The following is a 26,764-nucleotide window of genomic DNA, read 5'->3' on the forward strand; positions in this document are numbered from 1 at the left end:
CCTGCGTTGCCGCAAGCATCGCCGAAGTGGTTGTCGCACTTACTTGGCCCAGGTATCGCGCAAGGTCACGCTGCGGTTGAACACCGGCGTGGCCGCGCTGTGATCGCGGCGGTCGGCAACAAAATAACCGGTGCGTTCGAACTGGAACGCCTGCTCCGGTGCCGCCTGCGTCGCCGACGGTTCCACATAGCCGCGCACGCTGCGCTTGGACTCGGGGTTGAGATAGTCGCGGTAGGTCTTGCCTTCGGATTCGTCGTCGGGTTTTTCCACCGAAAACAGACGGTCGTACAGGCGGATTTCCGCTTCTACCGCATGCACCGCACTGACCCAATGGATGGTGCCCTTGACCTTGCGGTTCGCGCCTTCCATGCCGGGGCGCGATTCCGGATCCAGCCAGCCGCGCAGCTCGACGATCTGCCCGGCGTCGTTCTTGATCACCTCATCCACGCGCGCGATGCCGGCGCCACGCAGACGGATTTCGCCGCCCGGCACCAACCGCTTCCAGCCCTTGGGCGGGACTTCGGCAAAATCTTCGCGATCGATCCACAGCTCGCGTGCGAACGGCACCTCACGTGTGCCGAAGCTTTCGTCCTTGGGATGATTGGAAAACTGCAGTGTCTCGGTATGGCCGTCGGGCAGGTTGGTCAGCACCAGCTTGAGCGGGTCGATCACCGCCATGCGGCGCGCTGCGGTGGTATCCAGATCTTCGCGCAGGCAGCCTTCCAGTACCGAGAAGTCGATCAGCGAGTTCTGCTTGCTGATGCCCACGCGGTCCACAAACAGGCGCATCGCCGCCGGCGTATAGCCGCGACGACGCAGGCCCTGCAGCGTGTACATGCGTGGGTCGTCCCAGCCATCCACCAACTGTTCTTCCACCAGCGCGGTGAGCTTGCGCTTGCTCATCACCGTGTAGTTGATGTTGAGGCGCGAAAACTCGATCTGACGCGGCTTGGCCGCTTCGCGCGGCAGGCCCTTGTCCAGCAGCGGCTGCAGCAGCGCCGGATGCCCGGCCAGGTCCACCTTGTCCACGCACCAGTCGTACAGCGGGCGGTGGTCTTCGAATTCCAGCGTGCACAGCGAGTGGGTGATGCCTTCCACTGCATCGCCCAGCGAATGCGCAAAGTCGTACATCGGATAGATCGGCCAGGCGTTGCCGGTGTTCTGATGCTCCACATGCTTGATGCGGTACAGCGCCGGGTCGCGCAGATTGATATTGCCGCTGGCCATGTCGATCTTGGCGCGCAGCGTGCGTGCGCCATCGGGGAATTCGCCGGCGCGCATGCGGCCGAACAGGTCCAGGTTTTCTTCGACGCTGCGCTCGCGGTACGGCGAATTGCGGCCCGGCTCGGTCAAGGTGCCGCGGTATTCGCGCACCTGCTCTGCACTCAGATCGCAAACGAACGCATGGCCGTCGCGGATCAGCTTCTGCGCAGCCAGGTAATACACATCGAAGTAGTCCGACGCGTGGCGCAGCTGCGCCCATTCGTAGCCCAGCCAGCGCACGTCGTCCTGGATGGCGGCCGCAAACTCGGGGTCTTCCTTGGCCGGGTTGGTGTCGTCCAGGCGCAGATTGCACAGCCCGCCGAACTCGGCTGCCAGGCCGAAGTCCAGGCAGATCGCCTTGGCGTGGCCGATGTGCAGGTAGCCATTGGGCTCGGGCGGGAAGCGGGTGCGGATGACCGTGTGCTTGCCGCTGGCCAGGTCCTCGCGAACGATCTGGCGGATGAAGTCTTTCTTCTCCGCCGGGGCGGTGGCGTCGGTGGCTGGAATCTCGGACATGCGGGGCATCGGCAATAAGTAAACCGCAAGTTTAGGCGGTGGCACCGGTTAGGGGTAGGCGGTGGGGCAGTGCGGCGCCTTTTGCGATGTTTTTACCGCCGTCGGCACCGTCAGTGGGCTCCGCGCGCCCGGCCAGCAGCGACATCCCGTGGTCAAGGGCCAGTCTTAGACCTTATCGAAGGACGCGGTGGCAGGCGGTGACGCCGTCGCGGCCGTGCGTGACGGGCGCTGCAGCACCCGATCGGCCACGGCTGGCGGTGGCCGGCCTCGACGCGTACGCTGCGCCGACCCTCTGCAGCGAGCTGCGCATGCCCTTGCCCCGTCTGGTGATCGGCGACAAAACCCTGTCTTCCTGGTCGTTGCGGCCGTGGCTGCTATTGCGGCATTTCCAGGTGCCGTTCGAGGAAGTCTGCCTGCCGCTGGACACGCCGCAGTTCCAGGCGCGCATCGCCGGTTATTCGCCCACTCGCAGGGTGCCGGTGCTGTGGGACGACACCCTGCATGTCTGGGACTCGCTGGCGATTTGCGAATACATCAACGAGCGCTGGCTCGACGGCCGCGGCTGGCCGGCGGATCTGGCGGTGCGTGCCCAGGCGCGCGCGGCCGCGGCCGAAATGCATTCGGGCTTTGCCGCGTTGCGCACCCAACTGCCGATGGATCTGGCCCGTCCCCTCGGCCCGGCGCAGTGGGATGCAGCGGCCGAGCGCGACATCACCCGCATCCAGGCCCTGTGGGCCAGCCTGCGCGCCGAGCACGGCCATGCCGGCAACTTCCTGTGCGGCGAATTCGGCATCGTCGATGCGATGTACGCCCCGGTGGCGCTGCGCTTTGCCAGCTATGGCGTACCGCTGTTCGAGGCCGCTGGCGATTACCTGGCTGCCCTGGATGCGCTGCCGGCGCTACGCGAATGGCGCAACGGCGCAGAACGCGAACGCGCGGAGCGCGGCTGATGCAGATCGCCTATCGCGCCAGTCACATCATCGATGCGCATCTGGCCAAGCACGCGCTGGAAGATGCCGGCATCACCGCCTTCGTGTTCGGCGAATCGCTGCTGGGCGGCGCCGGCGAATTGCCGGCCTTCGGGGTGCTGCAGGTGTGCGTGGCCGACCTGCAGCTGAGTCAGGCGCAGGCGGTGCTGGCCGACATCGGCCTGTGCGGCGAAGTCACCCGCGCGCTATAGCCTTGAAGCAGCGCAGCGCCACCCGTAGGAGCGCACCCGGGCGCGATGAGGCGTTTATCGACAAAACTTCATCGCGCCCGGGTGCGCACCTGTGCGGGCGTTATCGGCAAAGCCCGGTCGCCCCCAGGTGCGCTCCTACGACGCGCACGCATCATTCCGACTGACGCCATCCTGGCGGCGCGGCCTCTGGCGCGGCCAGCGCGCGCAGGCGTTTGAACAGCACCGTGGTTTCGGCCACGTTCCAGACCCGCAGCGCGACTTCGAAGGTGTCCAGCGGCTTGGTCAAGAAGTCCTTGGCGCCCAGGCCCAGAGCGCGGTGGCGTGCGCTGCGGCTGGGGTCGGCGGTGAGTACGATCACCGGCAAGAAATGCCCCGGATCGGACAGCCGTGCCAGCTGTTCCAGCAGCGCATAGCCGTCTAGCTCGGGCATCTTCAGATCCAGCAGGATCAGGTCCGGCGCGAACGCCGACACCAGCCCCATGACCCGCAGCGGATCGGTGGTGGCGATGACCTGCTGGAAGCCTTCGCGCTGCAGCAGGTCTTCGAGCAGCCGCACATTGGCCGGCTCGTCGTCGACGATGAGGATGCGAGAGCCCAGGATTTCGTCGCGTGTCATGCCAGCAGCCTGTCGATCACGGTGAAGAATTCCGCCACGTCGAGCGGTTTGGTCAGATACGCACGCACGCCCTGATTGCCGACGCGCGCCAGGGTGGCGGTGGTGGCATCGGCGCTGATCACCACCACCGGCACCTGCGCCGTGGCCGGCTGCGCTTGCAACTCGCGCAACAGCTCCTCGCCGTTGCCGTCGCTCAGGTGCAGATCCAGCAGGATCAGATCCGGCACGCCCTGCTGCAACAACTCGCGCGCTTGCGCCAGGCTGGCTGCTTCGAGCAAGTGCCATTGCGGGCGACGCTCGGTGAGTGTGCGGATCAGCGCCTGGTTGGACGGGTTGTCCTCGATGCTCAGCAGCCGGCACACCGCGCTGCCGCTGGTGCTGGGCGGCAGCAGGATGCGTGCTGGCTCGTTGGGTTGCGGCTCGCCTTGCGGTAGCGAGATCCAGAAGCGTGCGCCATCTCGGCTGCTGTCCACGCCGATCTGCCCACCCATCGCCTCGATCAGGCGCTTGCTCAGTGCCAGGCCCAGACCAGTCCCTTCCACGGCCGATCGCTCGGCGCCCAGTCGCTCGAACGGCGTAAACAAGCGCTCGATCTGCGCAGGCGTCAGCCCCGTGCCCTGATCGGCCACGGTGATGCGCAGTTGTTCGCCATCTGCCTGTGCGGTGACCTGCACCTGACCGCCGGGACGATTGAACTTGACCGCGTTCGACAGCAGATTGAGCAGCACCTGACGCAGCCGCTGCGCGTCGGCGCGGACCGTCCACGGCCCTTCGATGGCGGCCGGTTGCAATGCAATGCCGTACTTGTCGGCATCCGGCGCGATCAGGCCCAGCGCTTCGTGCACGGCCGCGCGCACCGAAATGGGTTCCGGGCTGAGATCCAGTTGATCGGCTTCGATCCGTGCGATGTCCAGCAGCTCGGTGATCAGCCCCAGCAAGTGCCGGCCGGCGCCCAGAATGTGCTGCAGATGGCGGCGGTGGCCAGGCTCGGGCAGGTCCATTTCCAGCACCTGCGCATAGCCCAGAATCGCGTTGAGCGGCGTGCGCAGTTCATGGCTGCTGCGCGAGAGAAATTCGGTTTTCGCGCGGTTGGCGGTTTCTGCATCGCGCCGTGCCAGTTGCGCTTCGGCCGCGCGGGCGGCCAACAGTTCGCTGGCCTGCGCCAGCCGCTGGCCGACCTGGCCCAACTCATCGCCGGCGCGCGGTTGCGGTGCCAGCGGCAGGCCTTCGCCCAGTCGGTCGGCGTTGGCCGCCAGCGTGCGCAGCCGCCCGGATAAGGCCGATGCGAACCACGCCACGGCAAACACTGCGCCCAGGCCGCCGAGCATGGCCGCGCTCAGGGTGATGATCAGATTGCGCTGGCGCAACCCTTGCGCCTTGGCGGTGCGCACTTGCAACTGCGCGGTTTCGTAATTGCGCAACTCGCGCAGTTCGGCACGCAGGATGTCGAGCTTGTACTTGCCGTCCCAGAGCTGACGGATCTCTTCTTCGCGGCTCAGGTCCGGTGCCAGCAAACGACGCCAGCCCTGCATTTTTTCCGCAAATAGCGGCTTGATACGCGCAAATCGCTGCGCCTGCACCGGGTCGGTGATGCGTTGGGAGAGCCGTTCGGCCACGCGTTGCAACCGCGGTTCGGCATCGCGGTACGGGGTGAGGAATTCATCGCGGCGCACCAGGCGATAGCCGCGCACACCGGCTGCGGTTTCGGCCAGTAGCGCGTGTGCTTCGTACAGGTCGCTCAATACTTCCAGTGTCTGGCGCACATCGTTTTCGGCGGCGATGTTCTGCCGCTCCACGCTATAGATCGCCATCAGCGCCACGGCCAGCAACAGCAACGGCAGTGTCACCACCGCCAGACTTTTACGGGTGATTGGCCAATCGTTCCAACGCACTGCCAATGCATTCATAGCGCGAGTCCGGCATGGACCGCGTACACCGCGGCCTGGGTGCGATCTTTTACCTCAAGTTTCTGCAGGATTCGCTCCACATGCACTTTTACCGTGCCGGGAGAAATCCCCAGTTCAGCTGCCAGCGTGGCATTAGTGAGTCCGCGTGGCAGCAGCGACAAGACCTGTTTCTCGCGTTTGCTCAGCGCACTGAGGCGGTCGTCCTGCTGGGGTTTGCGCCGACGCGTGGCGATCGGCTTGGCCGGTTCGGCCACCATCGCCGGCAGCAATAGTGCGAAGGCCTGCAGCGCCTGCACGTCATCGTTGCCGGGCGCAGTGCGGCTGTCGGTCCAGGCCACGCACAGCATGCCGTGGGTGGTGCCCAGGGCATGGATCGGTACTTTGGCTTCGCGCATGTCGCTTGGGCGCGGCGGCATCAGCCAGGCGGCTTCGTGACCGTCGCCGGCCGCACTGGCGCCGGGCGGCAGTGCCCGCCCGCGGCTGGCAAGCACCTGCGCGCGCGGCCCGCGCTGCGCCAGCACGGCGCCGTGCTCCAGGCCCAGCAACAGCAGCACGCGGCTCAGTACTGCATCGCAGGCTTGCTCCGGCGTGTGGGCCTGACGCAGGGCCACGGCCGCCTCCAAGAGCGCCTGCCAACGTGCGCTGTCTGAGGCCTCGCGCCGCAAGGTCAGGCGCCAATCGCCAGCATTGGTAGGGGCTTCCATAGGTTCGTTCTAGGCCGATCAGCATATTTGAGTATATGCCAATCGGCAGAATTGTTGGGGGTGCTTGATTTCGATACTGAGCTTGCCCGATGAGGCACCCACAACAACCTAACGGAGATTTTCCATGCGCCGCACCCTGTTCTCTTTGGTTCTGGCTCTGGCTGCCACCCCGGCGCTGGCTGGCGGTGTGATGCACTACGCAGACAAGGCCGCACTGCCGGCTGGCGGCGAAGAGCGCGAAGTCGCTGCGCTGTTCGACACCTGGAATGCCGCGCTGGCGACAGGTAACCCGCACAAGGTGGCCGATCTGTACGCGCCGGACGGCGTGCTGCTGCCGACGGTCTCCAACGAAGTGCGCGCCTCGCGCGAGCAGATCGAAAACTACTTCGAAATGTTCCTGACCAAAAAGCCCAAGGGCGTGATCAATTACCGCACCGTGCGTGTGCTCGATGACGACAGCGCGGTGGATGCCGGCGTCTACACCTTCACGCTGACCGACAAGAGCGGCAAGAAGAGCGATGTGCAGGCGCGCTACACCTTCGTCTACGAGAAGCGCGACGGCAAGTGGTTGATCATCAACCACCACAGCTCGGCGATGCCGGAAGTCGATACGCGTGCGGCGGTCGCCAAGGCCAAGTAAGCGCTGCATCGGCGGCGAGCGCCGGCCGGGCAGGCTTGAAAGCTGCTGCGGCCGGCGCCATCCAGCAGGCAATCCTCACGATTGCGGAGTTGCACCATGCTGGGAATCGGCGCCTTTAAACAACGTATGCCACGTCCGGGCGAGGCACTGCCAGGACGCGAGCAAGCGCTGCCGCTACACAACACGCACCTGATCAACGGTCACCCGTTGCGCGGGGAATTTACCGGCCTGGCCCAGGTGCAATTCGGGCTTGGTTGCTTCTGGGGCGCGGAACGCAAGTTCTGGAGCGTGCCGGGGGTGTACACCACCGCAGTGGGCTATGCGGGCGGCGAGACACCCAATGCGACCTACGCGGAAGTGTGCTCCGGACAGACCGGCCATACCGAAGCGGTGTTGGTGGTGTACGACGAAGCATCGGCGTCGTTTGCGCAGTTGCTGCGCACGTTCTGGGAAAGCCATGACCCCACCCAGGGCATGCAGCAAGGCAACGATGTCGGCACGCAATACCGTTCGGCCATCTATTGCACGACGCAAGCGCAATACGACGCGGCACTTGCCAGCCGCGACGCCTATCAGCAGCAGCTGGATGCCGCAGGGTATGGCGCAATCACCACGGAGATCCGTTTCCCGGCGCCCACGTTCTACTACGCCGAAGACGATCACCAGCAGTATCTCGCCAAGCACCCCAATGGCTATTGCGGGCTTGGCGGCACGGGAGTGAGCTGCCCGATCGGGCTGGATGCCTGACGGAAAGGCAGGCCGGATTGAAGCGCTGTCAACCACGTGATCGTGGCAGCGCGCCGATGGCCAATAGTGACCGGCAGCGTTATCACGATCAGGCAGCGCATGGGAGTGCATGCCAGGCAACTTGAATGGCTACGTCGGAGACGACGTAGCCATCTTTTTTTGTGCGGCGTGCGCAAGACGCGCTGCCGTCGCCTCGTGTGGTTGATAGGCAAACTGGCCCAGCGGATCATTGCAGCCAATCGGTGCAATGCATCGGTGCGGTGAACCACAGCATTCAGTGAGTGCAATGAGCCGGGCGTGCTTGTATCCGTTGGTTCAGACGAATTCGCCGGCAAACATGCCGCGCAGCTGCGCAAGCGTGTCGGTGCGTTCGGGATGCAGCAGACGCATGCAGGCTAGCGCAAAGCCGACCGGGCTGGTGCCGGGTGCGGTGATGACGCCGTCAGCGGTGACGACTTTCTCATGGCGATACTGCGCGGCCCCGGCATAGGGCACCACATGTTCCTGCAAAAACGCCAGCGCGTTGCTGGTATGCGCACGGTCGTCGAGCAGGCCGGCATAGGCCAAAGCGATGGTGGCGCCGCAGATCGCCGCGACCGGGCGCTGGTGTTGCACGCGTTCGACCAAGAGACCACTTAAGCCGGGGATTTCACCTGCCTGCCAGCGCTCGCTGCCGGGCAGGATCCACAGGTCTGCGTCCAGCGGCGCCAGATCCGAGAGCGCGAATTCCGGAGCGATCCGCAGCCCGCCGATGGACTGCACCGGCTGGCCATCGATGCTGGCAATCGCCACCTGATCGCCAAACCACTCGCGCGCCGCTGGCAGCACCACACCGATTTCCCAATCGGCCACACCATCGACCATCACCACTGCAATGTTTGCCATTGTCCGCTACACCAGTTGAGGTCTCTGGATTCTAGGCAGTGCACGCGCGGCGATTGTAAGCAAGGTGTGCAGACGCGCAGGGGGCGGGCGGTATCGCGGCCTGGTCCATCGGCTGCTCGAACGGAGCTTGCTTGACAGATGCGCGGGGCGGCAGAGGATGGCAACGCTGTGCGAGGCACGCAGTGTCGATCAGATCCGTCGCGTTACCTGCTTTACCTCAATAGACAGCGTGTGCCAGCGCCAGAGAGGTGCGGGACGCAGCGGCATCGACTTGCGGGTGTTGTATCGGATACGCGGGAAGTCGTCTCCGACCGGGATTCCACGCCCCGGTGCGACTGCCGCTGCAACCCCGTAAACGACAACGCCCGCAGCATCGGCCGCGGGCGTTGGTGGTCGCACTTGTACGTTGAGACGATCAGCCGGCCAGCTTGTCTGCGATGGTCTTGCGCAGGGCCTGCAGATCCTTGGCGAAGGTGTCGATGCCGCCGGCCAGCTTTTCGGTGGCCATGGGGTCGGCTGCCAGGTCGGTGGCGAAACTGTCGCTATTGATCGGCGTGATCTGCACGGTTTCGGCTTTGGCCGGGGAGAGCTTGCGCGGCAACTCGCCGTGTTCGGCGTCGAGCTTTTCCAGCAGATCCGGCGAGATGGTCAGGCGGTCGCAGCCGGCCAGCGCTTCAATCTGCGCGGTGGAGCGGAACGAGGCGCCCATCACCACGGTCGACGAGCCGCGTCGCTTGAACTCGTTGTAGACGGTGCGCACGAACACCACGCCCGGGTCTTCATCGATGTTGGCCGGGGTCTGCCCCTGGGCGACGTAGTAATCCAGGATGCGGCCCACGAACGGGGAGATCAGGAACACGCCGGCTTCCGCGCAGGCCAGCGCCTGCGAGTGGTTGAAGATCAGCGTGAGGTTGCAGTCGATGCCCTCGCGTTGCAGCTGACGGGCGGCTTCGATGCCTTCCCAGGTCGCTGCGATCTTGATCAGGATCTTGTTCTTGGACACGCCACGCTCGGCGTACATCGCAATGAACTTGCGCGCCTTGGCGATGGTGGCCTCTGTGTCGTGAGCCAGGTCGGCGTCCACTTCGGTAGACACGCGCCCCGGTACCAGTTCGGCGAGCTTGACGCCCACGCCGATGGTGAGACGGTCGGCGACCTCGTGGATGGTGGCGGTGCGATCGTCGCCGCCGTGCTCGCGGCCCCAGGCCAGTTCGCGCTCGATCAGATCGGCATAGACCGGCAGGTCCAGCGCCTTCTTGACCAGGGTGGGATTGGTGGTGCAGTCGACCGGCTTCAGTCGCTTGATGGCGTCGTAATCGCCGGTGTCGGCAACAACGACAGACAGGTCGCGCAGTTGGGCAAGCTTGGAGGGGGATGCAGTCATGCGGGTTCTCTCGAATCGTGGAACGGGTCGGGGATGACGCAGCGCGCTACGTTAGCGCGCCGCGCGCTGGAAGTCGCCCGCGGCTGCGGGTTGATCGTGCACGGCGGTCACGCGCAGGCGCAGGTCGCGCCCGTCAGGCGTGCGCCAGTCGATGCTCTGGCCGACCGACAGGCCAAGCAGCGCACTGCCCACCGGCGCGAGCACCGAGATGCGGCTGTGCTGGACATCGGCTTCATGCGGGTACACAAGGGTGAGCGTATGCCGTTCGCCGTGCAGCTGGTCTTCGCATTCGATGCGCGAGTGCATGGTGACGACATCGCCGGGAATCTGGTCGGGCGGCAGCACACGTGCGCGGCCCAGTTCGTCGCTCAGCGCAGTGGCGGCGGGATGCTTGTTGAAGGCGGGGGAATCGAGCAAGGCCTCAAGCCGCGCGAGGTCGTGGCTGGAAACAAGGATGGATGGCGGCAAGCCGCTGTGATGTTGGGAAGTCATGGCACTCTCCTGACGAATACGGCTCGCCAACATGGCAAGCGGCACCGACAAGATGAGGGCGCCGTTGGCCGATCCCAATACATGCTGACCGGCGGAAACGTGCGGTGACTTGGGGCAGGCCGACGTGGTTCTTTTTTTAAGCCACTGGCGTTAACGCGGCGATCAAGCGAGCGCTGCGAGAGAGTTCTTAAGGGCGCAGATGGCAGGATCGAACGTCGCGCATGCAGGCCAGCAGAGGGGAGTGGCTACACCGACGAATCTGCAGCCGAAGAAAAACACCAGCTGGAAAAAAAAAAGGCGTCGCTTGCGCGCCGCCGATGTTTGTTGTCTACGATCTGTCGCGCAAAGCGACCACAGCCATGAAACGCTTTTGCGATTCCCGATTCCCGATTCCCGATTCCCTAAGCCGCCACCGCCTTGGGGCCTGTCGCAGGCTGATCCAGCGTAAACAGGCTCTCCGGCAATTCCTTGAACAACTGCGACAGCTGCTCCAGGAAGGCGGTCATGGCCGAGCTGCGACGCCACGCCATGGCAATGCGGCGGCTGGGTTGCTTGTCTTCGCGGAAGCGAATCAGGCGGATATTTTCCGAGCGGGCGACCGGCGGTTTGACTGCCAGGAGCGGTAGCAGGGTGACGCCGACATTGGCAGCCACCATCTGACGCAGGGTTTCCAGGCTGGTTGCCTGGAATTCCGACTTCTCCAACGCGCCGGCCAGGTGGCAGACATCCAGCGCCTGTTCGCGCAGGCAGTGGCCATCTTCCAGCAACAACAGGCGTTGTTCGGACAGATCGTCCAGCGTCATGCTGTCGTGGCGCGACAGCGGATGGCCTTCCGGCACTGCCAGCACAAAGGGTTCTTCGAACAAGAATTCCGCATGCAGCTGATCGTCCTGCAACGGTAGCGCCAGCAGCGCCGCATCCAGGCGGCCTTCGCGCAACTGGTGCATCAGTCGGTCGCTTTTTTCTTCGATCAACAGCAGCTCCAGCCGCGGAAACCGCTCGCGGATGCGCGGCACCACATGCGGCAACAAATAGGGCGCCAGCGTGGGGAAGATGCCCAGCCGCACGGTACCCGCTTCCGGATCCTGGCTGCGCCGCGCGGCTTCCTTCATCTGTTCCACTTCGGCAACGATGCCGCGTGCACGCATCGCCGCTTCGCGGCCGGCCGGCGTCAGCATCACCTTGCGCGGTGCGCGCTCTACCAGCGGCACACCCAACTCGTCCTCGAGTTTCTTGATCTGGGTGGACAGCGTCGGTTGACTGACGAAACACGCCGTCGCGGCGCGTCCGAAATGCTTGTGGTCGGCCAGGGCTACCAGATACTTCAAGTCACGCAGATTCATGTGCAGCAGCCCTCAAGGCGGTGACGGTTAACGACTGACGCGTGATGCAGCTTAGCGCCCGGCATGGCCGGGCGATGGCTGTCGTTGCGCTTATGCGGCCTGCGCAACGTTTTCGGCGCTGACCGGTGCGCTGGAGCGGATCAGGTGATCGAATGCGCTCAGTGCGGCCTTGGAGCCTTCGCCCATCGCGATCACGATCTGCTTGTACGGCACCGTGGTGGCATCGCCTGCCGCAAACACGCCCGGCACGCTGGTCTGGCCACGGTCGTCGACGATGATCTCGCCGCGCGGCGACAGCTCCACCGTGCCACGCAGGAACTCGGTGTTGGGCAGCAGGCCGATCTGTACGAACACGCCTTCCAGATCGATGTGCTGGCTGTCGCCGCCGGTGCGGTCCTTGTAGACCAGGCCGGTGACCTTTTGCCCGTCGCCCAGCACTTCGGTGGTCTGCGCGCTGGTGATGATGCGCACGTTGTGCAGGCTGCGTAGCTTGCGTTGCAGTACCTCATCGGCACGCAGCTTGTCGTCGAACTCCACCAGCGTGACATGCGCCACGATGCCGGCCAGGTCGATCGCCGCTTCCACACCCGAGTTGCCGCCACCGATCACCGCCACGCGCTTGCCCTTGAACAACGGACCATCGCAGTGCGGGCAATAGGCCACGCCCTTGTTCTTGTACTGGTCTTCGCCGGGCACGTTCATCTGCCTCCAGCGCGCACCGGTGGACAGGATCACGGTCTTGCTCTTGAGCGAAGCGCCATTGGCCAGCTTGATCTCGACCAGGCCATCGGCACCGGCCGGGATCAGCTGCTCGGCGCGCTGCAGATTCATGATGTCCACATCGTACTGACGCACGTGCTGTTCGAGCGCGGCCGCCATCTTCGGGCCTTCGGTTTCCTGCACGGAGATGAAGTTTTCGATCGACATGGTGTCCAGCACCTGCCCACCGAAACGCTCGGCGGCCACACCGGTGCGGATGCCCTTGCGCGCGGCATACACCGCTGCTGCCGCGCCGGCCGGGCCACCGCCGATCACCAACACGTCGAAGGCGTCCTTGGCGGCGATCTTGGCGGCATCGCGCTTTGCGGCATTGGTGTCGAGCTTGGCGACGATCTGCTCCAGCGTCATGCGGCCCTGGTCGAACAGCTCGCCGTTCAAGTAGACGGTGGGCACCGACATGATCTGGCGGGTTTCGACCTCGTCCTGGAACCATGCGCCATCGATAGCGACATGCTTGATGCGCGGGTTGAGCACGGCCGCCAGATTCAGCGCCTGCACCACGTCCGGGCAGTTCTGGCACGACAGCGAGAAATAGGTTTCGAACTGGTAGTCGCCATCCAGATGCTGCACCTGCTCGATCAGCTCGGCGGCAGCCTTGGACGGGTGACCGCCCACCTGCAGCAGCGCCAGCACCAGCGAGGTGAACTCGTGGCCCATCGGCAGGCCGGCAAAGCGCAGCGAGATGTCCTGGCCCGGCGAGGTCAGCGCGAACGAGGGCTTGCGCTGGTTGTCATCGCGGTGGACGTCCAGGCTGATCTTGTCCGACAGCAGCACCAGGTCTTCGAGCAGGTCGAGCATTTCGCGCGAGCCGTCGCTGTCGTCGATCGAGGCGTGGATCTGGATCGGGCGCGTGACCCGTTCCAGGTAGGCAGTCAGCTGGGTCTTGAGATTGGCATCCAACATGGAAAACTCCTGGGAATGGGCAAGGGGAAGGCGTGGCGTCGCTGCCGAAAGGCAGGTCGCCGGGGAAGGAAGGAGGTGAACCGCAGCCGGCGCGAGGTCGGGATGCGTGCTGGCGCTGGCAGGCGGGCAGCCTGGCACCGGCTCCGGTTCACCCCCGGCCCGATGAACCGGGCCAGGGATGCGCGGCGGCTTAGATCTTGCCGACCAGGTCCAGCGACGGAGCCAGGGTCTTGGCGCCTTCCTTCCACTTGGCCGGGCAGACCTGGCCAGGATTGTTGGCCACGAACTGCGCTGCGGTCAGCTTGCGCAGCGTCTCGGTGACGTCGCGGGCGATCGAGTTGTCGTGGATTTCCAGGGTCTTGATCACGCCTTCCGGATTGATGATGAAGGTGCCGCGCAGGGCCAGGCCTTCTTCTTCAATGTGCACGCCGAAGGCGCGGGTCAGCTTGTGGGCCGGGTCGCCGATCAGCGGGAACTGCGCCTTGCCCACGGCCGGCGAGGTCTCGTGCCACACCTTGTGCGAGAAGTGCGTGTCGGTGGTGACGATGTACACCTCTGCGCCAGCCTTCTGGAACGCGGCATAGTTGTCGGCGGCGTCTTCCACTTCGGTCGGGCAATTGAAGGTGAATGCGGCGGGCATGAAGATCAGCACCGACCACTTGCCCTTCAGGCTGGCCTCGGTGACTTCGATGAAGTTGCCGTTGTGGTACGCATTCGCCTTGAACGGCTGGACCTGGGTGTTGATGAGAGACATTGAGTTTCCTCGTGCGATGAAAGGGGGGCAGGGGATGGAACAGCCGTCATGGTAGGCAGGATCGATAGATTTCTCAAATCGATTAATGGAATTGTATAGATAGGTTTTGGCTATCGATATTGCAGACGGCATCTGGCGCTGCGGGTGGGCCGTTCCATCTCCGATAATGGTCGGCCGATGTTTCGCATGAGTGAATGACCCGTATGAGCGACGATCCTGCAGGCATCCCCGCCGAACAGCTGCTGCGGCAGGCTGCGCTGCGGATCGAGCGTGCCGATGCCGAGCCGCTGCTGCTGCATGCACTGGGCCGCGACCGCGCCTGGCTGTTCGCGCACGGCCGCGACCCGGTGCCGCCGACCATCGCGCAGGCCTTCGACGCCTTGGTGCAGCGGCGGCAGGCTGGCGAGCCGGTGGCCTACCTGACCGGTTCGCGCGGGTTCTGGACCCTGGACCTTGCCGTCTCCACGGCCACGCTGATTCCGCGTGCCGACACCGAAGCGTTGGTCGAGCTGGCGCTGGAGCGGCTGGACCAGGCGCCCGCCCGGCGCGTGGCCGATCTGGGTACCGGCAGCGGCGCGATCGCACTGGCGATCGCCAGCGAGCGGCCGCAGGCGCAGGTGATCGCCACCGACGCCAGCGCGGCCGCGCTCGCCATCGCCCAGCGCAACGCCGACAGCCACCGCCTATCGAACGTGGAGTGCCGGCAGGGCAGCTGGTTCGTACCACTGGCCGGCGAGCGCTTCGATCTGATCGCCAGCAATCCGCCCTATATCGCAGCCGGCGACCCACATCTTGCGCAGGGCGATCTGCGCTACGAGCCGGCCAGCGCACTGGCCTCCGGCAGCGACGGGTTGGATGACATCCGTTCGATCGTGGCCGATGCGCCCGCGCATCTGCGCGCAGGCGGCTGGCTGCTGCTCGAGCATGGCTGGGATCAGGGCCCGGCCGTGGCCGAGTTGCTGCGCACGCGCGGGTTTGCGCAGGTGGCCACGCATCAGGATCTGGAACAGCGCGATCGGGTGACGTTGGGCTGCTGGGAGGAGGGCGCTACGCGGTAGTGCTGGCTGGTGCAACGTCGCCGACGGTGCAGTCATTGCGCGCCGGCATGCGCAGTCACACCTCGCCACGGGAAGACACCGCCGTTGGCTCCATCGTCGATCGCTACAATGCGGGTTTTCGCCCAGGACCGACGCATGCGCACGCTCTATCCCGAGATCACGCCCTACGAGCAGGGCAGCCTGAAGGTCGACGACCGCCACACGCTGTATTTCGAACAGTGCGGCAACCCGCACGGCAAACCGGTGGTGATGCTGCACGGCGGCCCGGGCGGCGGCTGCAACGACAAGATGCGGCGCTTCCACGACCCGGCCAAGTACCGCATCGTGCTGTTCGATCAGCGCGGCTCCGGGCGGTCTACCCCGCATGCCGATCTCACCGACAACACCACCTGGGATCTGGTCGCCGACATCGAGCGCTTGCGCACGCAGTTGGGCATCGACCGCTGGCAGGTGTTCGGTGGCAGCTGGGGCTCGACGCTGGCCTTGGCGTATGCGCAAACCCACCCGCAGCAGGTCACCGAACTGGTGCTGCGCGGCATCTTTTTGCTGCGTCGTTTCGAGTTGGACTGGTTCTATCAGGAAGGCGCCAGCCGGCTGTTCCCGGATGCATGGGAGCACTACATCAACGCCATCCCGGCCGACGAACGCGGCGATCTGGTCGCCGCCTTCCATCGCCGCCTGACCAGCGACGACGAGGCCACGCGTCTGGCCGCCGCCAAGGCCTGGAGCGTGTGGGAAGGTGCCACCAGCTTTCTGCATGTGGACGAAGACTTCGTCACCGGGCATGAGGACGCGCACTTTGCGTTGGCTTTCGCACGTATCGAAAACCACTACTTCGTCAACAAGGGCTTCTTCGAGGTGGAAGGCCAGTTGTTGCGCGATGCGCACCGCATTGCCGACATCCCCGGGGTGATCGTGCATGGCCGCTACGATGTGGTGTGCCCACTGCAAAGTGCCTGGGATCTGCACAAGGCGTGGCCGAAGGCGCAGCTGCAGATCAGCCCGGCGTCGGGACATTCGGCCTTCGAGCCGGAAAATGTCGATGCACTGGTGCGCGCGACCGACGGGTTTGCCTGAGCGACGCCGGTCAAGCGCCGTCACGGCATGCGCCAGCCCACACTGGTGCATGACCTGTGGGAGCATGCCTGCATGCGAAGAGGCGATGGGCTGACATGACGCAGGTTGAATTACTGGCCGTAAAAGAGTGTTTCGATCTGTCCTCCATCGGCCTGGCCGTCACCCCAGACTTCGCGGTGCCGCCTGGACGTTGGAACGATTTTTCAGCGGATGTAACCGTCCTTCGTACCGACGGCGCTAGGGTCGAGCTGACTGGCCGTTTTTGTTGAATTCACTTCAACATTCCTGACCCAGAGGTTTCGGCTGACCAGCGGTGGCGAATTGTTCTTTTATTCACAGGAGCATCAAAGGGCGATCTGCTCCCTGGAAGCGTTATCCTCATTGAAAAAGAAGTTGCAGCCACAATCCTGCCCGGTGGCGTGGCCTGACAGTTCATTAAAACCAGATTTGCTTCGCAGGCCGGCTTATCAAGCCGTTAGGTTGCTTAATCGGTGTCACAAGAGTCTTTGGATCATGCGCCAGTATCAACGTCTCATGCGACGACGTGGTTCCAATACCTACTCAGACGACGAGCGCCGCCAGCTTCTTGATCTTCTTAAGAGCGCCCCTGGTGTTGCAGACGTTACGCTGGTGAATATACATCCTCGGGGCGGCTACCGCGCAACACTAGAGTTGTCACGTGACTCAATTGACGCGTTCATCGCACTACTTGATGAGCATGATTGGATGTCAGTGATCTAAAGTGCCGGCTGCTTGGCGCGCAGTCTAACAATTCATTCAAGCCGAAACCGATTCGTGGGTCGGCTCAGTCTTGGAGTTAGGCGCCATGGAATACATCGACGTTGAGTGGTTGCATCAAGACTCTAATGAACCAGTGCGACTGGTATCTGAGCTGGATCACCGTCGCTATGAGATCCGTAAGCTTGAGTTCTTCTCGGGCGGCAAGGTCGGCTTTGCATCCCAGGACCGAAACTCCCCTGGGACAGAGCTGGGCAATGCTGAGGTGCCATCACTTACCGAGATCAACGAATCACTCGAGTTCAATGGCATTTCCATTAGCTCTCAAACGTTTGAGATTCTGTGGGCGGCCCATGCAGTGCCTGCGGCCTAACAATTCATTCAAGCCGAAACCGATTCGCAGGTCGGCTTAGCTCAGGCGTTATCGATAACGCTTCCTCGCGCGCAGGCACGCTCCTACGGGGATTGTCGTTTCAGCGCGGCAACAGCGCCTGGGCCAGCGGCGGCAGGATGCGCGCCAATCGATCTGCCCATGCCTGTTGCCCGGTGGCGTCGCCGATCAGGTCCTGGCGGATTTCCAGTTCCACATGCAGCAGGCCGCGGCCTTCGCCATGGACCGGGATGGCGTAGTCGGTGGCGTCGCTCACCGCGTACGGTTGATTGTCGCCAACCACCAGATCCGCTTCTGCACGCAAGGTATCCAGCAAACGATGCGCCAGTCGCGTGTCGCGGTGGTACAGCACGCCGGCATGCCAGGGACGCGCGTTGCCGGCCATCACCGGGGTGAAGCTGTGCATCGACACCAGCAGCGTCGGTTGGGCGCGCTGCGCGCGTGCATCCAGTTCGGCCGCGATGCGTGCGTGGTAGGGCGCGAAGATCGCATCGATACGTTGCTGGCGATCGGCGTCGGTCAACGCCAGGTTGCCGGGAATCGATGTGCCGTCGCTGATCTCCGGCATTCGGCTGGCCGCGCCATCGGGCCGGTTGCAGTCGATCACCAGGCGCGAATAGGTCTGGGTGATGGCGATCGCATCCAGCGCGTTGGCCAGCAGACGGGTGACCTGTGCGATGCCGATATCCCAGCCGATATGGCGGTCCAGCTCCTGCTGCGGCAGGCCCAGATTGGCCAGCCGTGCAGGCACACGCTGGCCGGCGTGATCGGCGATCAACAGCCACGGCGATGCCGCCTGCGCGTTGTGCACGGTGAACGCTGGCGGATCCTCGGGGCCAAGCAAGTGACCGGCAGCGGCATCAACCACGCGGCGTGCCATCCAGTGCGTGATCGACCAGATACAGCCCGGCCCACAACTTGGGATCCATCTGATAGCCCTCGGCCATCTTTTGCACCAGCCACGCGCCGACCTGCGCGCGCGGGATTTCGTGCACGGTGATGTCTTCGCTGGCATCGCCGCCGCCAGCGCCGACCTTGCGCAGCCCGGTGGCGCGCACGAAGGCGATCTTCTCGCTGCTGGCGCCTGCCGAGGTGGGGCCGATCATCAGTACCTCGGCGTGTTCGGCGGTCCAGCCGGTTTCTTCTTCCAGTTCGCGGATCGCCGATAGCTCGATCGACTCATCGGCATGCACATCGCCCACCAGCCCGGCCGGCATTTCGATGGTGCGCGCCTGCAGCGGCACGCGAAATTGCTCGACGAACAACATCGCATCGTCCGGCGTCACCGCCACGATGATCGCGGCCAGGCCGCCGGCGTGCACACGCTCGGAATATTCCCAGGTGCCGCGCACGACCATGCGCTGGTACTTGCCTTCGTAAACCACGGTGGGCGGGGTGTCGTGTCGGTTCATGGGTAGGTGCCTTGAGACAGGGAAGCGGGAGGGGGCGGCAGTGCGGCGCCGTCGCACACGGCCAGCAAGCGTCGGCGCGTGAGCGGCCCGAAACGCAGGCTGTCGCATAACCCGGCCAGCATGTCCGCATCGGCCTGCGTGCGCGTGAAGCCGGCGTCGGTCAAGCCGAGCGGTGCGTCCAATGCGATGGTGGTGAGCTGGCGCCATAACAACGCATGGTCGCGCTGTTCGCGCAGCCGCACGGCCATTTGCGCGGCGCCGCGCAAGCGCAGAAACGGGATCTCGTCGATGCGTTCCAGCAAGGCATCCAGGCTGCCGAAATGCGCCAGCAGCACGGCTGCCGATTTGGCGCCGATGCCGGTGATGCCGGGTATGTTGTCGATCGCATCGCCGCATAGCGCCAGATAGTCGGCAATCTGATGCGCATGCACGCCATGGCGGGCCTTTACCCCGTCCATGCCCCAGCGCAAGTTGCGCGCGTAATCCCACTGTTCGTCGTGCTCGAACAGCAACTGCGACAGATCCTTGTCGGCCGACACGATCACCCCGCGCAAGCCTTGCGCGCGCACGCTGTGCAAGGCGCTGCCGATCAGATCGTCGGCCTCGTACTCGCGATGCGCCAGCACGCTCAGGCCCAGTGCCGCGCACAGCGCCTTGCAATGCGCAAACTGGCGCCGCAATGCATCCGGCGCCGGCTCGCGGTTGCCTTTGTAGGCTGGGTAGATGGCATGCCGAAAGCAGCTGTCCAACGCTTCGTCGAAGGCAATGGTGATGTACTGCGGGCGCTCGCGTTCCAGCAGGTCCAGCAGAAAACGCGCAAAGCCGTGCACCGCATTGGTCGGCCAGCCTTGCGCGTCCTGAAACTCGTCCGGGATCGAATGCCAGGCGCGAAACACGTACAGGCTGGCATCGATCAGATACAGCGGCTCCGGGCGCGGACCGCCCGGCAGCGCCGCGGCAATGGCACCCGGCAGCGTACTCATGGGGTCCAGTCGCGCAACAAGGCGCGCGGGTCCGGACGCTCGCGCTCCGGCACCTGCATGCGCGGCGTGCCGATATGGATGAAGCCGGCGATGCGCTCGTTTTCGCCCAGGCCCAGATAGCCGCTGACGGCCGGGTCGTAGGCCATCCAGGCGGTCAGCCACTGCGCGCCGAAGCCATGCGCCTGCGCGGCCTGCAGCAATGCAAAACACACGCAGCCGGCGGTGAGCAGCTGTTCCTGCTCGGGCACCTTGTGCTCGGGGCGCAGCGAGGCGATGACCACGATCGCCAACGGTGCGTCGCTGAAGCGGTTGTGGTCTTTTTCAACTACGGCTGGTGGTGCCAGCGGATCAGCGGCCTGGGTGCGTTCGGCCAGAAAGTCGCCCAGGGCATGCCGCGCGTCGCCGCTGATGCGCAAGAAACGGAACGGCACCAGCTTGCCGTGGTCGGGCACCCGCACGGCCGATGTCAGCATGCGCAGCAAGGTGTCTTCATCCGGGCCGGGCTCGCCCAATTGTTTGGAGGGGACCGAACGACGCGCGTCCAGCGCCTGTAGCGAATACGGTGCATGCATAATTTGCGGTTCTGGGCGACGAATGCGTCAATTATAGACGGGCCCTTCCCAACGCCCGCCGCATGATGGCCGGCCGGGTGACGCCTGCTGCAATGGCATCGCCCCTTCCTGCCCGCTCCTTCAGCGTTGTCCGATGACCCAGTTCGTGTCCACCGATCCTCTGCCCAGCCGCAACCCGCAACTGCTCGATCAGGTGCGCGATATCGTGCTGGTGCCGTTGGCCGATGCGTTTATCGACGTGCAGGACGCGCTGGCCGAGGCGTTGTTCCGCCTGGCGGCCGATGCCGGCGCGGCCCAGAACGATTTCATGGAAGCCATCCAGGCCTTGCGGCAGCAGCGCGAGCCGATCACCGCGCGCTTTCGCGGGCATCTGGCCAAGGCCTGGCAGGGCCTGGAGTCCGCGCGGCCGTTGTCGGCCGAACGCACGTTGGCACGCGGCGCGGCCGGGCTGACCCTGCTGCCCGAACAGGATCTTGAAGTCCGTCTGGCGGTGCGTAATCTGGCCGGCGCGTTGCAGCATCAATGGCGGCCGGAATTGATGCGGCTCAATCGCTATCTGGGCTTCATCGCCGGCGGGCTGCGCATCGATGGCGACAGCAATCCGTTCGGCCCTGAGCACCTAGGCGTGGCGCTGTACGAGGCCTTCCAGGGCGTAACGCTGGCGGCGAAGGTGCATCTGGCGGTCATCAAGGTCTGCGAGCAGCAGCTGATGCCGCGCGTAGGCCAGCGCTACGCAGAGCTGGAACAGGCGTTGGCGCAGGTTGCCAGCCTGCGCGAGTTGCCGCAAGCGCGCCATCGCCGCGGCGGCATCCCGCGCCAGGGCAAGACCGGCAACGAGGACACCACCGAGACGCCGGACTGGATCGCACGGTTCTTTGCCGACTGGTCCGGCGGGCAGGGGGCATTGGTCGACGTCAAGGTGATCGACGTGCATCTGCGCAGCGGCCGCGAAGTGCTGCCGGCCGCGTTGCACCAGCGTCTGCAACAGGCGCGCCACCTGCGCGAGCCCGATACCGGGCGGTTGGAGTCGGCCGCGCAGCGGCGGCTGTCGCCCCGCGAGGTGGTTTCGGCGTTGTCGCTGCTGCAGACCATGCCCGGCGCCGGGTTCGACAGCATCGACGACGGGCAGCGTGGCTTGCCGCACGCACTGCGGCAGCACCTCATGCGCGCGGCTGCCTCGCTTGGCGTCGACCCGGTCACCACCTGCCTGGACCCCAACGATGCCGATGCGCTGGACCTGATCGCGCTGCTGTTCGACGCGATTCTGGTGCAGAGCCAGCTTTCCGATGCGCAACGCCGCCTGCTGGGGCAGTTGCTGGTGCCGATGGCCAAGATGGCGATGCTCGACGGCCATCTGTTCGTGCGCGATGGCCACCCGGCGCGCCGTCTGCTCAATCTGCTGGTGGATGCCTGCGACGGCAATGGCGGCGAAAGCGCGGCCGAACAGGCCTTGCTGGCGCAGGTGGAGGCGGCAGTCGTCACCATCGTGCGCGACTTCGACGAGCATCCAGCGGTGTTCTTGGCGTTGGAAGCCGAGTTCGGCGCCAGTTACGAGCAGTACCGGCGACGCGTTGAGATTGCCGAGCGCCGCGCCAACGAATTGCAACGTGCCGAAGAACGCCGCGAACGGGCACGCAGCATTGCCGCCCAGGCGCTGGCCGAGCGGCTGGCACGCGGATCGCTGCCGCCGGTGGTGGAGCACTTTCTCAGCCGCGTCTGGCATCCGAGCGTGCAACAGGCTGCGTTGCGCGCCGATGGCGCCGGCCCGGGCCCGGACGCCGCCATTGCAGTGGGCGACGCCGTGTTGGCGCAGCTGACGCCTGCGCGCAGCGATACCGGGCTGGATGCACAGCGTGCGCCGTTGCTGCAGGCGTTTGCGTTGGCCGGGTTGGGGCCGCGCGAGGCCGAACAGGCCTTGCAGGAATTGCTGCGCGCGCTGGTGCCCACGCCAGCTGCTGCCCATGCGGAAGCGCTTGCCCCCACCCTGACCGCATTGAGCTTGGTGCCCAGCCCCGCCGACCCGGTGGCAGAGCCGTTGACTCCGATGCTCGATGCGGGCGGGCAGGTGGAGTTCGACCGCATCACCGCTGACTTCTTTCGCGCCATGGCAATCGGCACCAGCCTGGACTTCGTCGACCGCGAAGGCCGTGTCCAACCGGGCAAGCTGTCGTGGATCAGCCCGATTTCCGGGCGGCTGATGTTCGTCAATCGGCGCGGCGGGCGGCTGTGCGTGTCCTCGCCGGAAGAGCTGGCCATGATGGTCTGGCTGGATCGCCTGCGCCTGCACCGTGAAGAAGACGCTTTCTACAGCGCTATGCAGGACGTGGTCGACGGGCTGGACGCGTCTGACCCCCCTCAAGGCTTAACCCCCGCAGGCGTATAACGGGTGCCGGCAGGCTCCACCGCAAGGTTGCGGGCTACGATGTCTCCTTGACACGCAAACCCTGGGCGGTCACGAGTAAAGTGAGAGCTGCGTCACACTTAACGAACGAGCGAAACGCCTACCATGCGAGGGCGGAATTTGGGGCCGCGTCTGTTTTTACTCGTTTGAATATTTTCACGCCTGCAGAGGCGGGGAGCCTTTGCGCATGACTTTTCAGCCCAGTCCGTCGGGACATCCGGGCCGTGACCAACGCTTGCTCGAGCAGGCGCACGACGTGTTCGTGCCCGCGCTGGTGCAGGTGTTTGCAGCTGCAGTCGCACATTTCGATGATGTCCTGTTCGATCGCGCCGAATCCGCCGGCGCGTCACAGTTGCTGTTTCTCGATGGCATGCGCGAGCTGCGCCGCAAGCGCGAAGACGTGACCACCCAATTCCGCCAACAGCTGGAAGACGGCTGGCAGGCGCTGTTGCTCGGCACGCCGTTGTCGGCCGAAGTGGTACTGGCCGGCGACATGGGCACCGGCCCGCTCAGTCTGGTGCCCGAGCACGTACTCGAATCGCGGCTGGCAGTGCGCAACCTGGCCACCGTGCTGCTGCGCGATTTCAAGCAGGTGCTGGCGCGTGTCGATCGCCGCCTGGGCTGGATTGCCGGTGGCCTGGAACTGGTGGCCGACACCAATCCGTTCGGTCCGGAACATCTTGGCGTGGCGATCCACGAAGCGTTCGCCACCTGCGATCTGGCGCCGGAAGTGCGCCTGGTCGTGATCAAGCTGTGCGAGCGCGACCTGGCCGAACCGATCGGCAAGTTGTATGCGCGTCTGGACGAAACTCTGGTCAAGGCCGGCGTGATGCCGGAAATTTCGCAGCCCAAGCGCCCGCCGCCGCGCATGCAGCCACGTGGCGAGACGCCCGAAGCGCGCGCGCAGGCCGACGCTTATGGCGGCGATGCCGAAATGGGCGGCGACGATCAGAACGACCAATACGCGCCAGCCTGGGCCAATCGCTTCCTGGACCGCTGGGCGCATAGCCGCGGCCGCATGCAGGCCGCCGCGCAACGCGGCCATGCCGATGGTGGCGGCGCTGGCGGCATGGAAGGCGAGGCCGATCATCCTGGCGGCAGCCAGGGCATGCTGCTGGATGCACTGCATGAACTGTTGCAGCAGACCCGTAGCGTGCGCGACAGCACGGCCTCGGCTGCGTCGGTAGCAGTGGGCCAGCAACGCCCGCTGAGCCAGCGCGAAATGATGTCGGTGCTGTCGTTGCTGCAGGCCACGCCCAGCGCAACGCTGCAGGCGGCCATCGGCGACGACAACGAATCGCTTGCGCAGCGTCTGAAGAACGAAGTGCTCAACAGCGCTACGCGTCTGGGCGTGGACCCGGCCACCGCAAAGCTGGACCCGATGGACGAGGATGCGATCGACCTGGTCGGCATGCTGTTCGACGTGATGCTGGACGAGCGCGATCTGGAAAACCGCTCGCGCGAAATGATCGGCCGGCTGGTAGTGCCCTTCGTCAAAGTGGCGCTGCTGGACCGCAAGATGTTCGTGCAGAAGACTCACCCGGCGCGGCGCCTGCTCAATTCGCTTGCCGAGGCCTGCGAGGGCAACAACGGCGACAGCGCCGCCGAGCGCGTGCTGATGGGCAAGGTCGAAGAAATCGTCGACCGTCTGGTGGCCGAATTCAACGAGAACCTGGCGATCTTCCTGACCCTGGAAGAAGAGTTCCGCGACTTCCTGTCGCAGCACCGCCGCCGTGTGGAAATTGCCGAGCGCCGCGCCACCGAAACCCAGCGCGGCCAGGAAAAACTGGAGCTGGCGCGCAACCGCGCGCTGGCGGAGCTGGAGCAGCGCGTGCTGGCCGGTGCGCCGTTGCCCAAGGCGGTGGAAGACTTCCTGCGCCAGCCGTGGCTGCATCACCTGACCATGGCGATCCTGCGCGACGGCGATGAAGGTCCCGGCACGGTCGAGGCATTGGCGCTGGCCGATGGCGTGCTGGAAGAACTGAGCGAGGCGCGCCGCCACATCATCGGCAAGCCGTGGCTGCAGGTCTGGCAACCGGCGCTGCATCGCGTGTTCGCCAGCGTTGGTCTGCATGGCGACGCGGTGGTGGTGGCGATCACCGCATTGCACGACACCTTGCAGGCCATCGCCGAGGCACGCCCGGAGCTGGAAAAAGCCTTGCCGGAACTGCCGCAGGTCAACCTGCCGCCGCCAGCGGCCGAAAGCGTCAGCGTAGTGCTGGGTGCCGAAGCGGTGGCGCAGAGCATCGACAGTGCCGACGCCGAACGGTTCCGTGCGATGGACATCGGCACCTGGCTGGATTTCGTCGACAAGGACGGCAAGGTGCAGGCCGGCAAGCTGTCGTGGGTCAGCCCGATCTCGCAGCGGCTGTTGTTCGTCAACCGCCGCGGTGTGCGTTTCTGCGTCGCTTCGCCGGAAGAACTGGCGGTGATGGTGCGGCTGGGGCGCCTGCGCGAACACATCAACGATGGCGCGTTCGACAGTGCGATGCAGGGCGTGATCGACCGGCTGGATCCGCTGCACAACAACGGCACGGTGCACTGAGCGATTGCACGGACTGCGCAGCGCTGTCGCTGCGCGACGGAGGCTGTATCGCCGTCTTCGGCGAGCGTGCTTTGAAGAGTGGATATGCGTCGCTGGCGCGACCATCGCGAGGGTCTTGCTGTGCCGGCGTTTGGGCTCCTGGAGCCGTCGGGCTCCTGCGGCAGGCGCCGGATGTTTGAGGCGTCGTGGCGGTTCGGATGGCCAGGCGACTCTTTCGAAGTGACTCATCGGCAGGCGCGGAATCATTGCAGCAGCAAACGCGACGTGTGCTGCCTTGTCGCGCAATATGTAAGCGCTGCATTTGCGATCGGATTGCGCAACACGCTTAGAGCGGCTAACAAAACGTAGCGAGCATTCGCCAGGTGGGTGTGGACGGCTCGGAGGAACCGGAGTGTACGCGTGGTACATGCCGCACCGAGCACCGGCCGCGCCCGCTTGGCGGTGAGCACAGTCCTTTTGTCAGCCGCTCTTAACCGACGCATTGCCCTGACGCATGCACTCCGGCAACCACGCCCGCGATGACTGCATCCCAGAGCGCAGTCTTCAGCCCGATGCCGGGCCAATGAACTCCAGCGCCCGCGCGATCACCGAGGCGTGATCGACCATCCGGTTATGGCCCAGTCCTTCGGTACTGAACAGCTGCGCGCCTGGCCAGAGTGCGGCAAAGCGTGCGCCTTCTTCCCACGGCGTCTCGCGGTCGCGGCGGTCGTGGATGATCAGCGCCGGGCGATCGAAGTGCGGCAGATGCGCGGTCGCATCGAAGTCGGCAAAACACTTGCCGGTGAGCTGGATCAGCCAATTTTCGAACGGTGCGAATGCGCCGGGTGCGATGCCGAAGGCGCGGAACTGACGTTGCGCGCTGGCGGCTGGCGCCACCAGCGGGGCGATCAACACATAACGGGCCGGACGCCATGCCGGGTCGTCGGCAAATACCACCGATGCCGCACCCAGCGAGTGGCCGATGAACACCGCAGGGCGGCCAAAGCGCTCGCCGATCTGGCGCAGTATCTTTACGAAATGCGGCATGTTGCTGATCCTGCCGCTGCTCAGGCCATGTGCCGCCTGATCGAACGCGAGCACCGCATAGCCAAGTGCGCGCAGCTGCGGCACCCAGGCCGTAAAGCGCAGGCCATAGCTGGCCCAGCCATGCGACAGCAGCACATACGGCTGCTGCGCAGGGTCGCCCCATCGGTAGACGGCGATGTCGATGCCGTCGATGCGCAGGGTTTGCTGCTGCACATCGGTCAACGTCGCGGCGATGGTGGCCGCCTGCCGGCGCCCGGCCGCACCCGGGGTGACGAAACGGCGCGCCAGAGAGCGGCCCGTCGGGCCGGGGGCCAGCCGGCTGATGCCGCTCATTAGGCCGCGGAGCAGCCGCGCACGCAATTTGGCGATGGACGAGCTCATGGGGGAGTCCTTGTAGGGGAGGGCGCGTCGAACATCTTGTCGCCGACAAGATGCGACACAAGTCTG

25 protein-coding genes and 1 other RNA gene are annotated in these 26,764 nt (G+C 65.1%); 10 read left to right on the forward strand and 16 right to left on the reverse strand.

What is annotated here, in order from left to right; all coding sequences use genetic code 11:
- Positions 1–39 precede the first annotated feature (39 nt).
- On the reverse strand, positions 40–1,779 hold the full coding sequence (locus ASF90_RS14035; protein WP_055851208.1) for a glutamine--tRNA ligase/YqeY domain fusion protein: 1,740 nt from the start codon (positions 1,777–1,779) through the stop codon (positions 40–42).
- 308 nt (positions 1,780–2,087) lie between these two features.
- Between ASF90_RS14035 and ASF90_RS14040 the strand changes: the two genes are divergently transcribed.
- Positions 2,088–2,729, forward strand: a complete 642-nt coding sequence (locus tag ASF90_RS14040; RefSeq protein WP_055851457.1) for a glutathione S-transferase family protein — start codon at positions 2,088–2,090, stop codon at positions 2,727–2,729.
- The gene (locus ASF90_RS14045) at positions 2,729–2,959 is read left to right on the forward strand and encodes a DUF2007 domain-containing protein (RefSeq protein WP_055851211.1); all 231 of its coding nucleotides are present in this window, start codon (positions 2,729–2,731) and stop codon (positions 2,957–2,959) included. Before ASF90_RS14040 ends, ASF90_RS14045 begins: the two co-directional genes overlap by 1 nt.
- Before the next feature lie 151 nt (positions 2,960–3,110).
- Here the strand turns inward: ASF90_RS14045 and ASF90_RS14050 are convergent, their stop codons facing one another.
- The 3 genes from ASF90_RS14050 to ASF90_RS14060 are packed head-to-tail and all read right to left on the reverse strand — an operon-like array spanning position 3,111 to position 6,186.
- Entirely contained in the window at positions 3,111–3,575 is a 465-nt protein-coding gene (locus ASF90_RS14050) for a response regulator (protein ID WP_055851215.1), read from the reverse strand.
- Positions 3,572–5,482: an ATP-binding protein gene (locus ASF90_RS14055; protein ID WP_055851218.1), complete on the reverse strand. Its 1,911-nt coding sequence runs from the start codon at positions 5,480–5,482 to the stop codon at positions 3,572–3,574. Before ASF90_RS14055 ends, ASF90_RS14050 begins: the two co-directional genes overlap by 4 nt.
- Complete coding sequence (locus ASF90_RS14060) at positions 5,479–6,186, reverse strand: response regulator transcription factor (RefSeq protein ID WP_055851220.1); 708 nt, start codon at positions 6,184–6,186, stop codon at positions 5,479–5,481. Before ASF90_RS14060 ends, ASF90_RS14055 begins: the two co-directional genes overlap by 4 nt.
- Positions 6,187–6,310: 124 nt before the next feature.
- Here ASF90_RS14060 and ASF90_RS14065 point away from each other — a divergent pair, with 124 nt between their 5' ends.
- Positions 6,311–6,826 carry an SgcJ/EcaC family oxidoreductase gene (locus ASF90_RS14065; RefSeq protein ID WP_055851222.1) on the forward strand — a complete coding sequence of 172 codons (516 nt, stop codon included), beginning with the start codon at positions 6,311–6,313 and terminating at the stop codon, positions 6,824–6,826.
- A gap of 96 nt (positions 6,827–6,922) precedes the next feature.
- Positions 6,923–7,573: a peptide-methionine (S)-S-oxide reductase MsrA gene (gene msrA, locus ASF90_RS14070; protein WP_055851225.1), complete on the forward strand. Its 651-nt coding sequence runs from the start codon at positions 6,923–6,925 to the stop codon at positions 7,571–7,573.
- 315 nt (positions 7,574–7,888) lie between these two features.
- On the opposite strand, the gene ASF90_RS14075 is transcribed toward msrA, so the two are convergent.
- The 6 genes from ASF90_RS14075 to ahpC all read right to left on the reverse strand — a co-directional run bounded on the left by ASF90_RS14075 (position 7,889) and on the right by ahpC (position 14,114).
- A complete protein-coding gene (locus tag ASF90_RS14075; RefSeq protein WP_055851227.1) occupies positions 7,889–8,458 on the reverse strand; it encodes a type 1 glutamine amidotransferase family protein in 570 nt (189 codons plus the stop codon).
- Positions 8,459–8,873: 415 nt separating this feature from the next.
- Positions 8,874–9,842 carry a transaldolase gene (gene tal, locus ASF90_RS14080; protein WP_055851230.1) on the reverse strand — a complete coding sequence of 323 codons (969 nt, stop codon included), beginning with the start codon at positions 9,840–9,842 and terminating at the stop codon, positions 8,874–8,876.
- Between the two features lie 51 nt (positions 9,843–9,893).
- A complete protein-coding gene (gene rnk, locus ASF90_RS14085) occupies positions 9,894–10,334 on the reverse strand; it encodes a nucleoside diphosphate kinase regulator (protein WP_055851460.1) in 441 nt (146 codons plus the stop codon).
- Positions 10,335–10,735: 401 nt separating this feature from the next.
- The gene (locus ASF90_RS14090; protein ID WP_055851233.1) at positions 10,736–11,677 is read right to left on the reverse strand and encodes a LysR substrate-binding domain-containing protein; all 942 of its coding nucleotides are present in this window, start codon (positions 11,675–11,677) and stop codon (positions 10,736–10,738) included.
- A 90-nt stretch (positions 11,678–11,767) separates the two neighbouring features.
- Positions 11,768–13,360: an alkyl hydroperoxide reductase subunit F gene (gene ahpF / locus ASF90_RS14095; RefSeq protein ID WP_055851236.1), complete on the reverse strand. Its 1,593-nt coding sequence runs from the start codon at positions 13,358–13,360 to the stop codon at positions 11,768–11,770.
- Positions 13,361–13,550: 190 nt separating this feature from the next.
- Entirely contained in the window at positions 13,551–14,114 is a 564-nt protein-coding gene (gene ahpC, locus ASF90_RS14100; RefSeq protein ID WP_011036070.1) for an alkyl hydroperoxide reductase subunit C, read from the reverse strand.
- 203 nt (positions 14,115–14,317) lie between these two features.
- On the opposite strand from ahpC, the gene prmC reads away from it, so the two are divergent.
- From prmC to ASF90_RS14115, 4 genes are all read left to right on the forward strand, one after another.
- The gene (gene prmC / locus ASF90_RS14105) at positions 14,318–15,172 is read left to right on the forward strand and encodes a peptide chain release factor N(5)-glutamine methyltransferase (RefSeq protein WP_055851239.1); all 855 of its coding nucleotides are present in this window, start codon (positions 14,318–14,320) and stop codon (positions 15,170–15,172) included.
- Positions 15,173–15,307: 135 nt separating this feature from the next.
- Positions 15,308–16,249, forward strand: a complete 942-nt coding sequence (pip, locus tag ASF90_RS14110) for a prolyl aminopeptidase (protein ID WP_055851244.1) — start codon at positions 15,308–15,310, stop codon at positions 16,247–16,249.
- A 95-nt stretch (positions 16,250–16,344) separates the two neighbouring features.
- Positions 16,345–16,518, forward strand: coding sequence for a hypothetical protein (locus ASF90_RS23485; RefSeq protein WP_156364973.1), 174 nt, complete (start codon positions 16,345–16,347; stop codon positions 16,516–16,518).
- 557 nt (positions 16,519–17,075) lie between these two features.
- Positions 17,076–17,360 carry a hypothetical protein gene (locus ASF90_RS14115; protein ID WP_055851247.1) on the forward strand — a complete coding sequence of 95 codons (285 nt, stop codon included), beginning with the start codon at positions 17,076–17,078 and terminating at the stop codon, positions 17,358–17,360.
- Between the two features lie 100 nt (positions 17,361–17,460).
- Here ASF90_RS14115 and ASF90_RS14120 read toward each other — a convergent pair whose 3' ends face one another.
- The 4 genes from ASF90_RS14120 to ASF90_RS14135 are packed head-to-tail and all read right to left on the reverse strand — an operon-like array spanning position 17,461 to position 20,345.
- On the reverse strand, positions 17,461–18,258 hold the full coding sequence (locus ASF90_RS14120) for an N-formylglutamate amidohydrolase (protein WP_055851251.1): 798 nt from the start codon (positions 18,256–18,258) through the stop codon (positions 17,461–17,463).
- A complete protein-coding gene (locus ASF90_RS14125; RefSeq protein ID WP_005988855.1) occupies positions 18,239–18,790 on the reverse strand; it encodes an NUDIX hydrolase in 552 nt (183 codons plus the stop codon). Before ASF90_RS14125 ends, ASF90_RS14120 begins: the two co-directional genes overlap by 20 nt.
- Positions 18,787–19,773 (reverse strand): 5'-3' exonuclease H3TH domain-containing protein, encoded by a 987-nt coding sequence (locus ASF90_RS14130; protein ID WP_055851254.1) that lies wholly within the window; start codon positions 19,771–19,773, stop codon positions 18,787–18,789. The genes ASF90_RS14125 and ASF90_RS14130 overlap by 4 nt, the downstream gene beginning before the upstream one ends.
- A complete protein-coding gene (locus ASF90_RS14135; RefSeq protein ID WP_055851257.1) occupies positions 19,770–20,345 on the reverse strand; it encodes a nitroreductase in 576 nt (191 codons plus the stop codon). Before ASF90_RS14135 ends, ASF90_RS14130 begins: the two co-directional genes overlap by 4 nt.
- A gap of 133 nt (positions 20,346–20,478) precedes the next feature.
- On the opposite strand from ASF90_RS14135, the gene ASF90_RS14140 reads away from it, so the two are divergent.
- Positions 20,479–22,728, forward strand: a complete 2,250-nt coding sequence (locus ASF90_RS14140) for a DUF1631 domain-containing protein (RefSeq protein ID WP_055851261.1) — start codon at positions 20,479–20,481, stop codon at positions 22,726–22,728.
- A 205-nt stretch (positions 22,729–22,933) separates the two neighbouring features.
- Positions 22,934–25,291 (forward strand): DUF1631 domain-containing protein, encoded by a 2,358-nt coding sequence (locus tag ASF90_RS14145; RefSeq protein WP_055851264.1) that lies wholly within the window; start codon positions 22,934–22,936, stop codon positions 25,289–25,291.
- 332 nt (positions 25,292–25,623) lie between these two features.
- On the opposite strand, the gene ASF90_RS22430 is transcribed toward ASF90_RS14145, so the two are convergent.
- Both ASF90_RS22430 and ASF90_RS14150 read right to left on the reverse strand, forming a co-directional pair.
- A non-coding RNA gene (locus tag ASF90_RS22430) (sX9 sRNA) lies at positions 25,624–25,699 on the reverse strand.
- Between the two features lie 135 nt (positions 25,700–25,834).
- Positions 25,835–26,698 (reverse strand): alpha/beta fold hydrolase, encoded by an 864-nt coding sequence (locus ASF90_RS14150; protein ID WP_055851266.1) that lies wholly within the window; start codon positions 26,696–26,698, stop codon positions 25,835–25,837.
- Positions 26,699–26,764: the final 66 nt, after the last annotated feature.

Origin of the sequence: Xanthomonas sp. Leaf148 (assembly GCF_001423585.1) — a bacterium.
In the GTDB taxonomy this organism is placed as follows: Bacteria; Pseudomonadota; Gammaproteobacteria; order Xanthomonadales; family Xanthomonadaceae; genus Xanthomonas.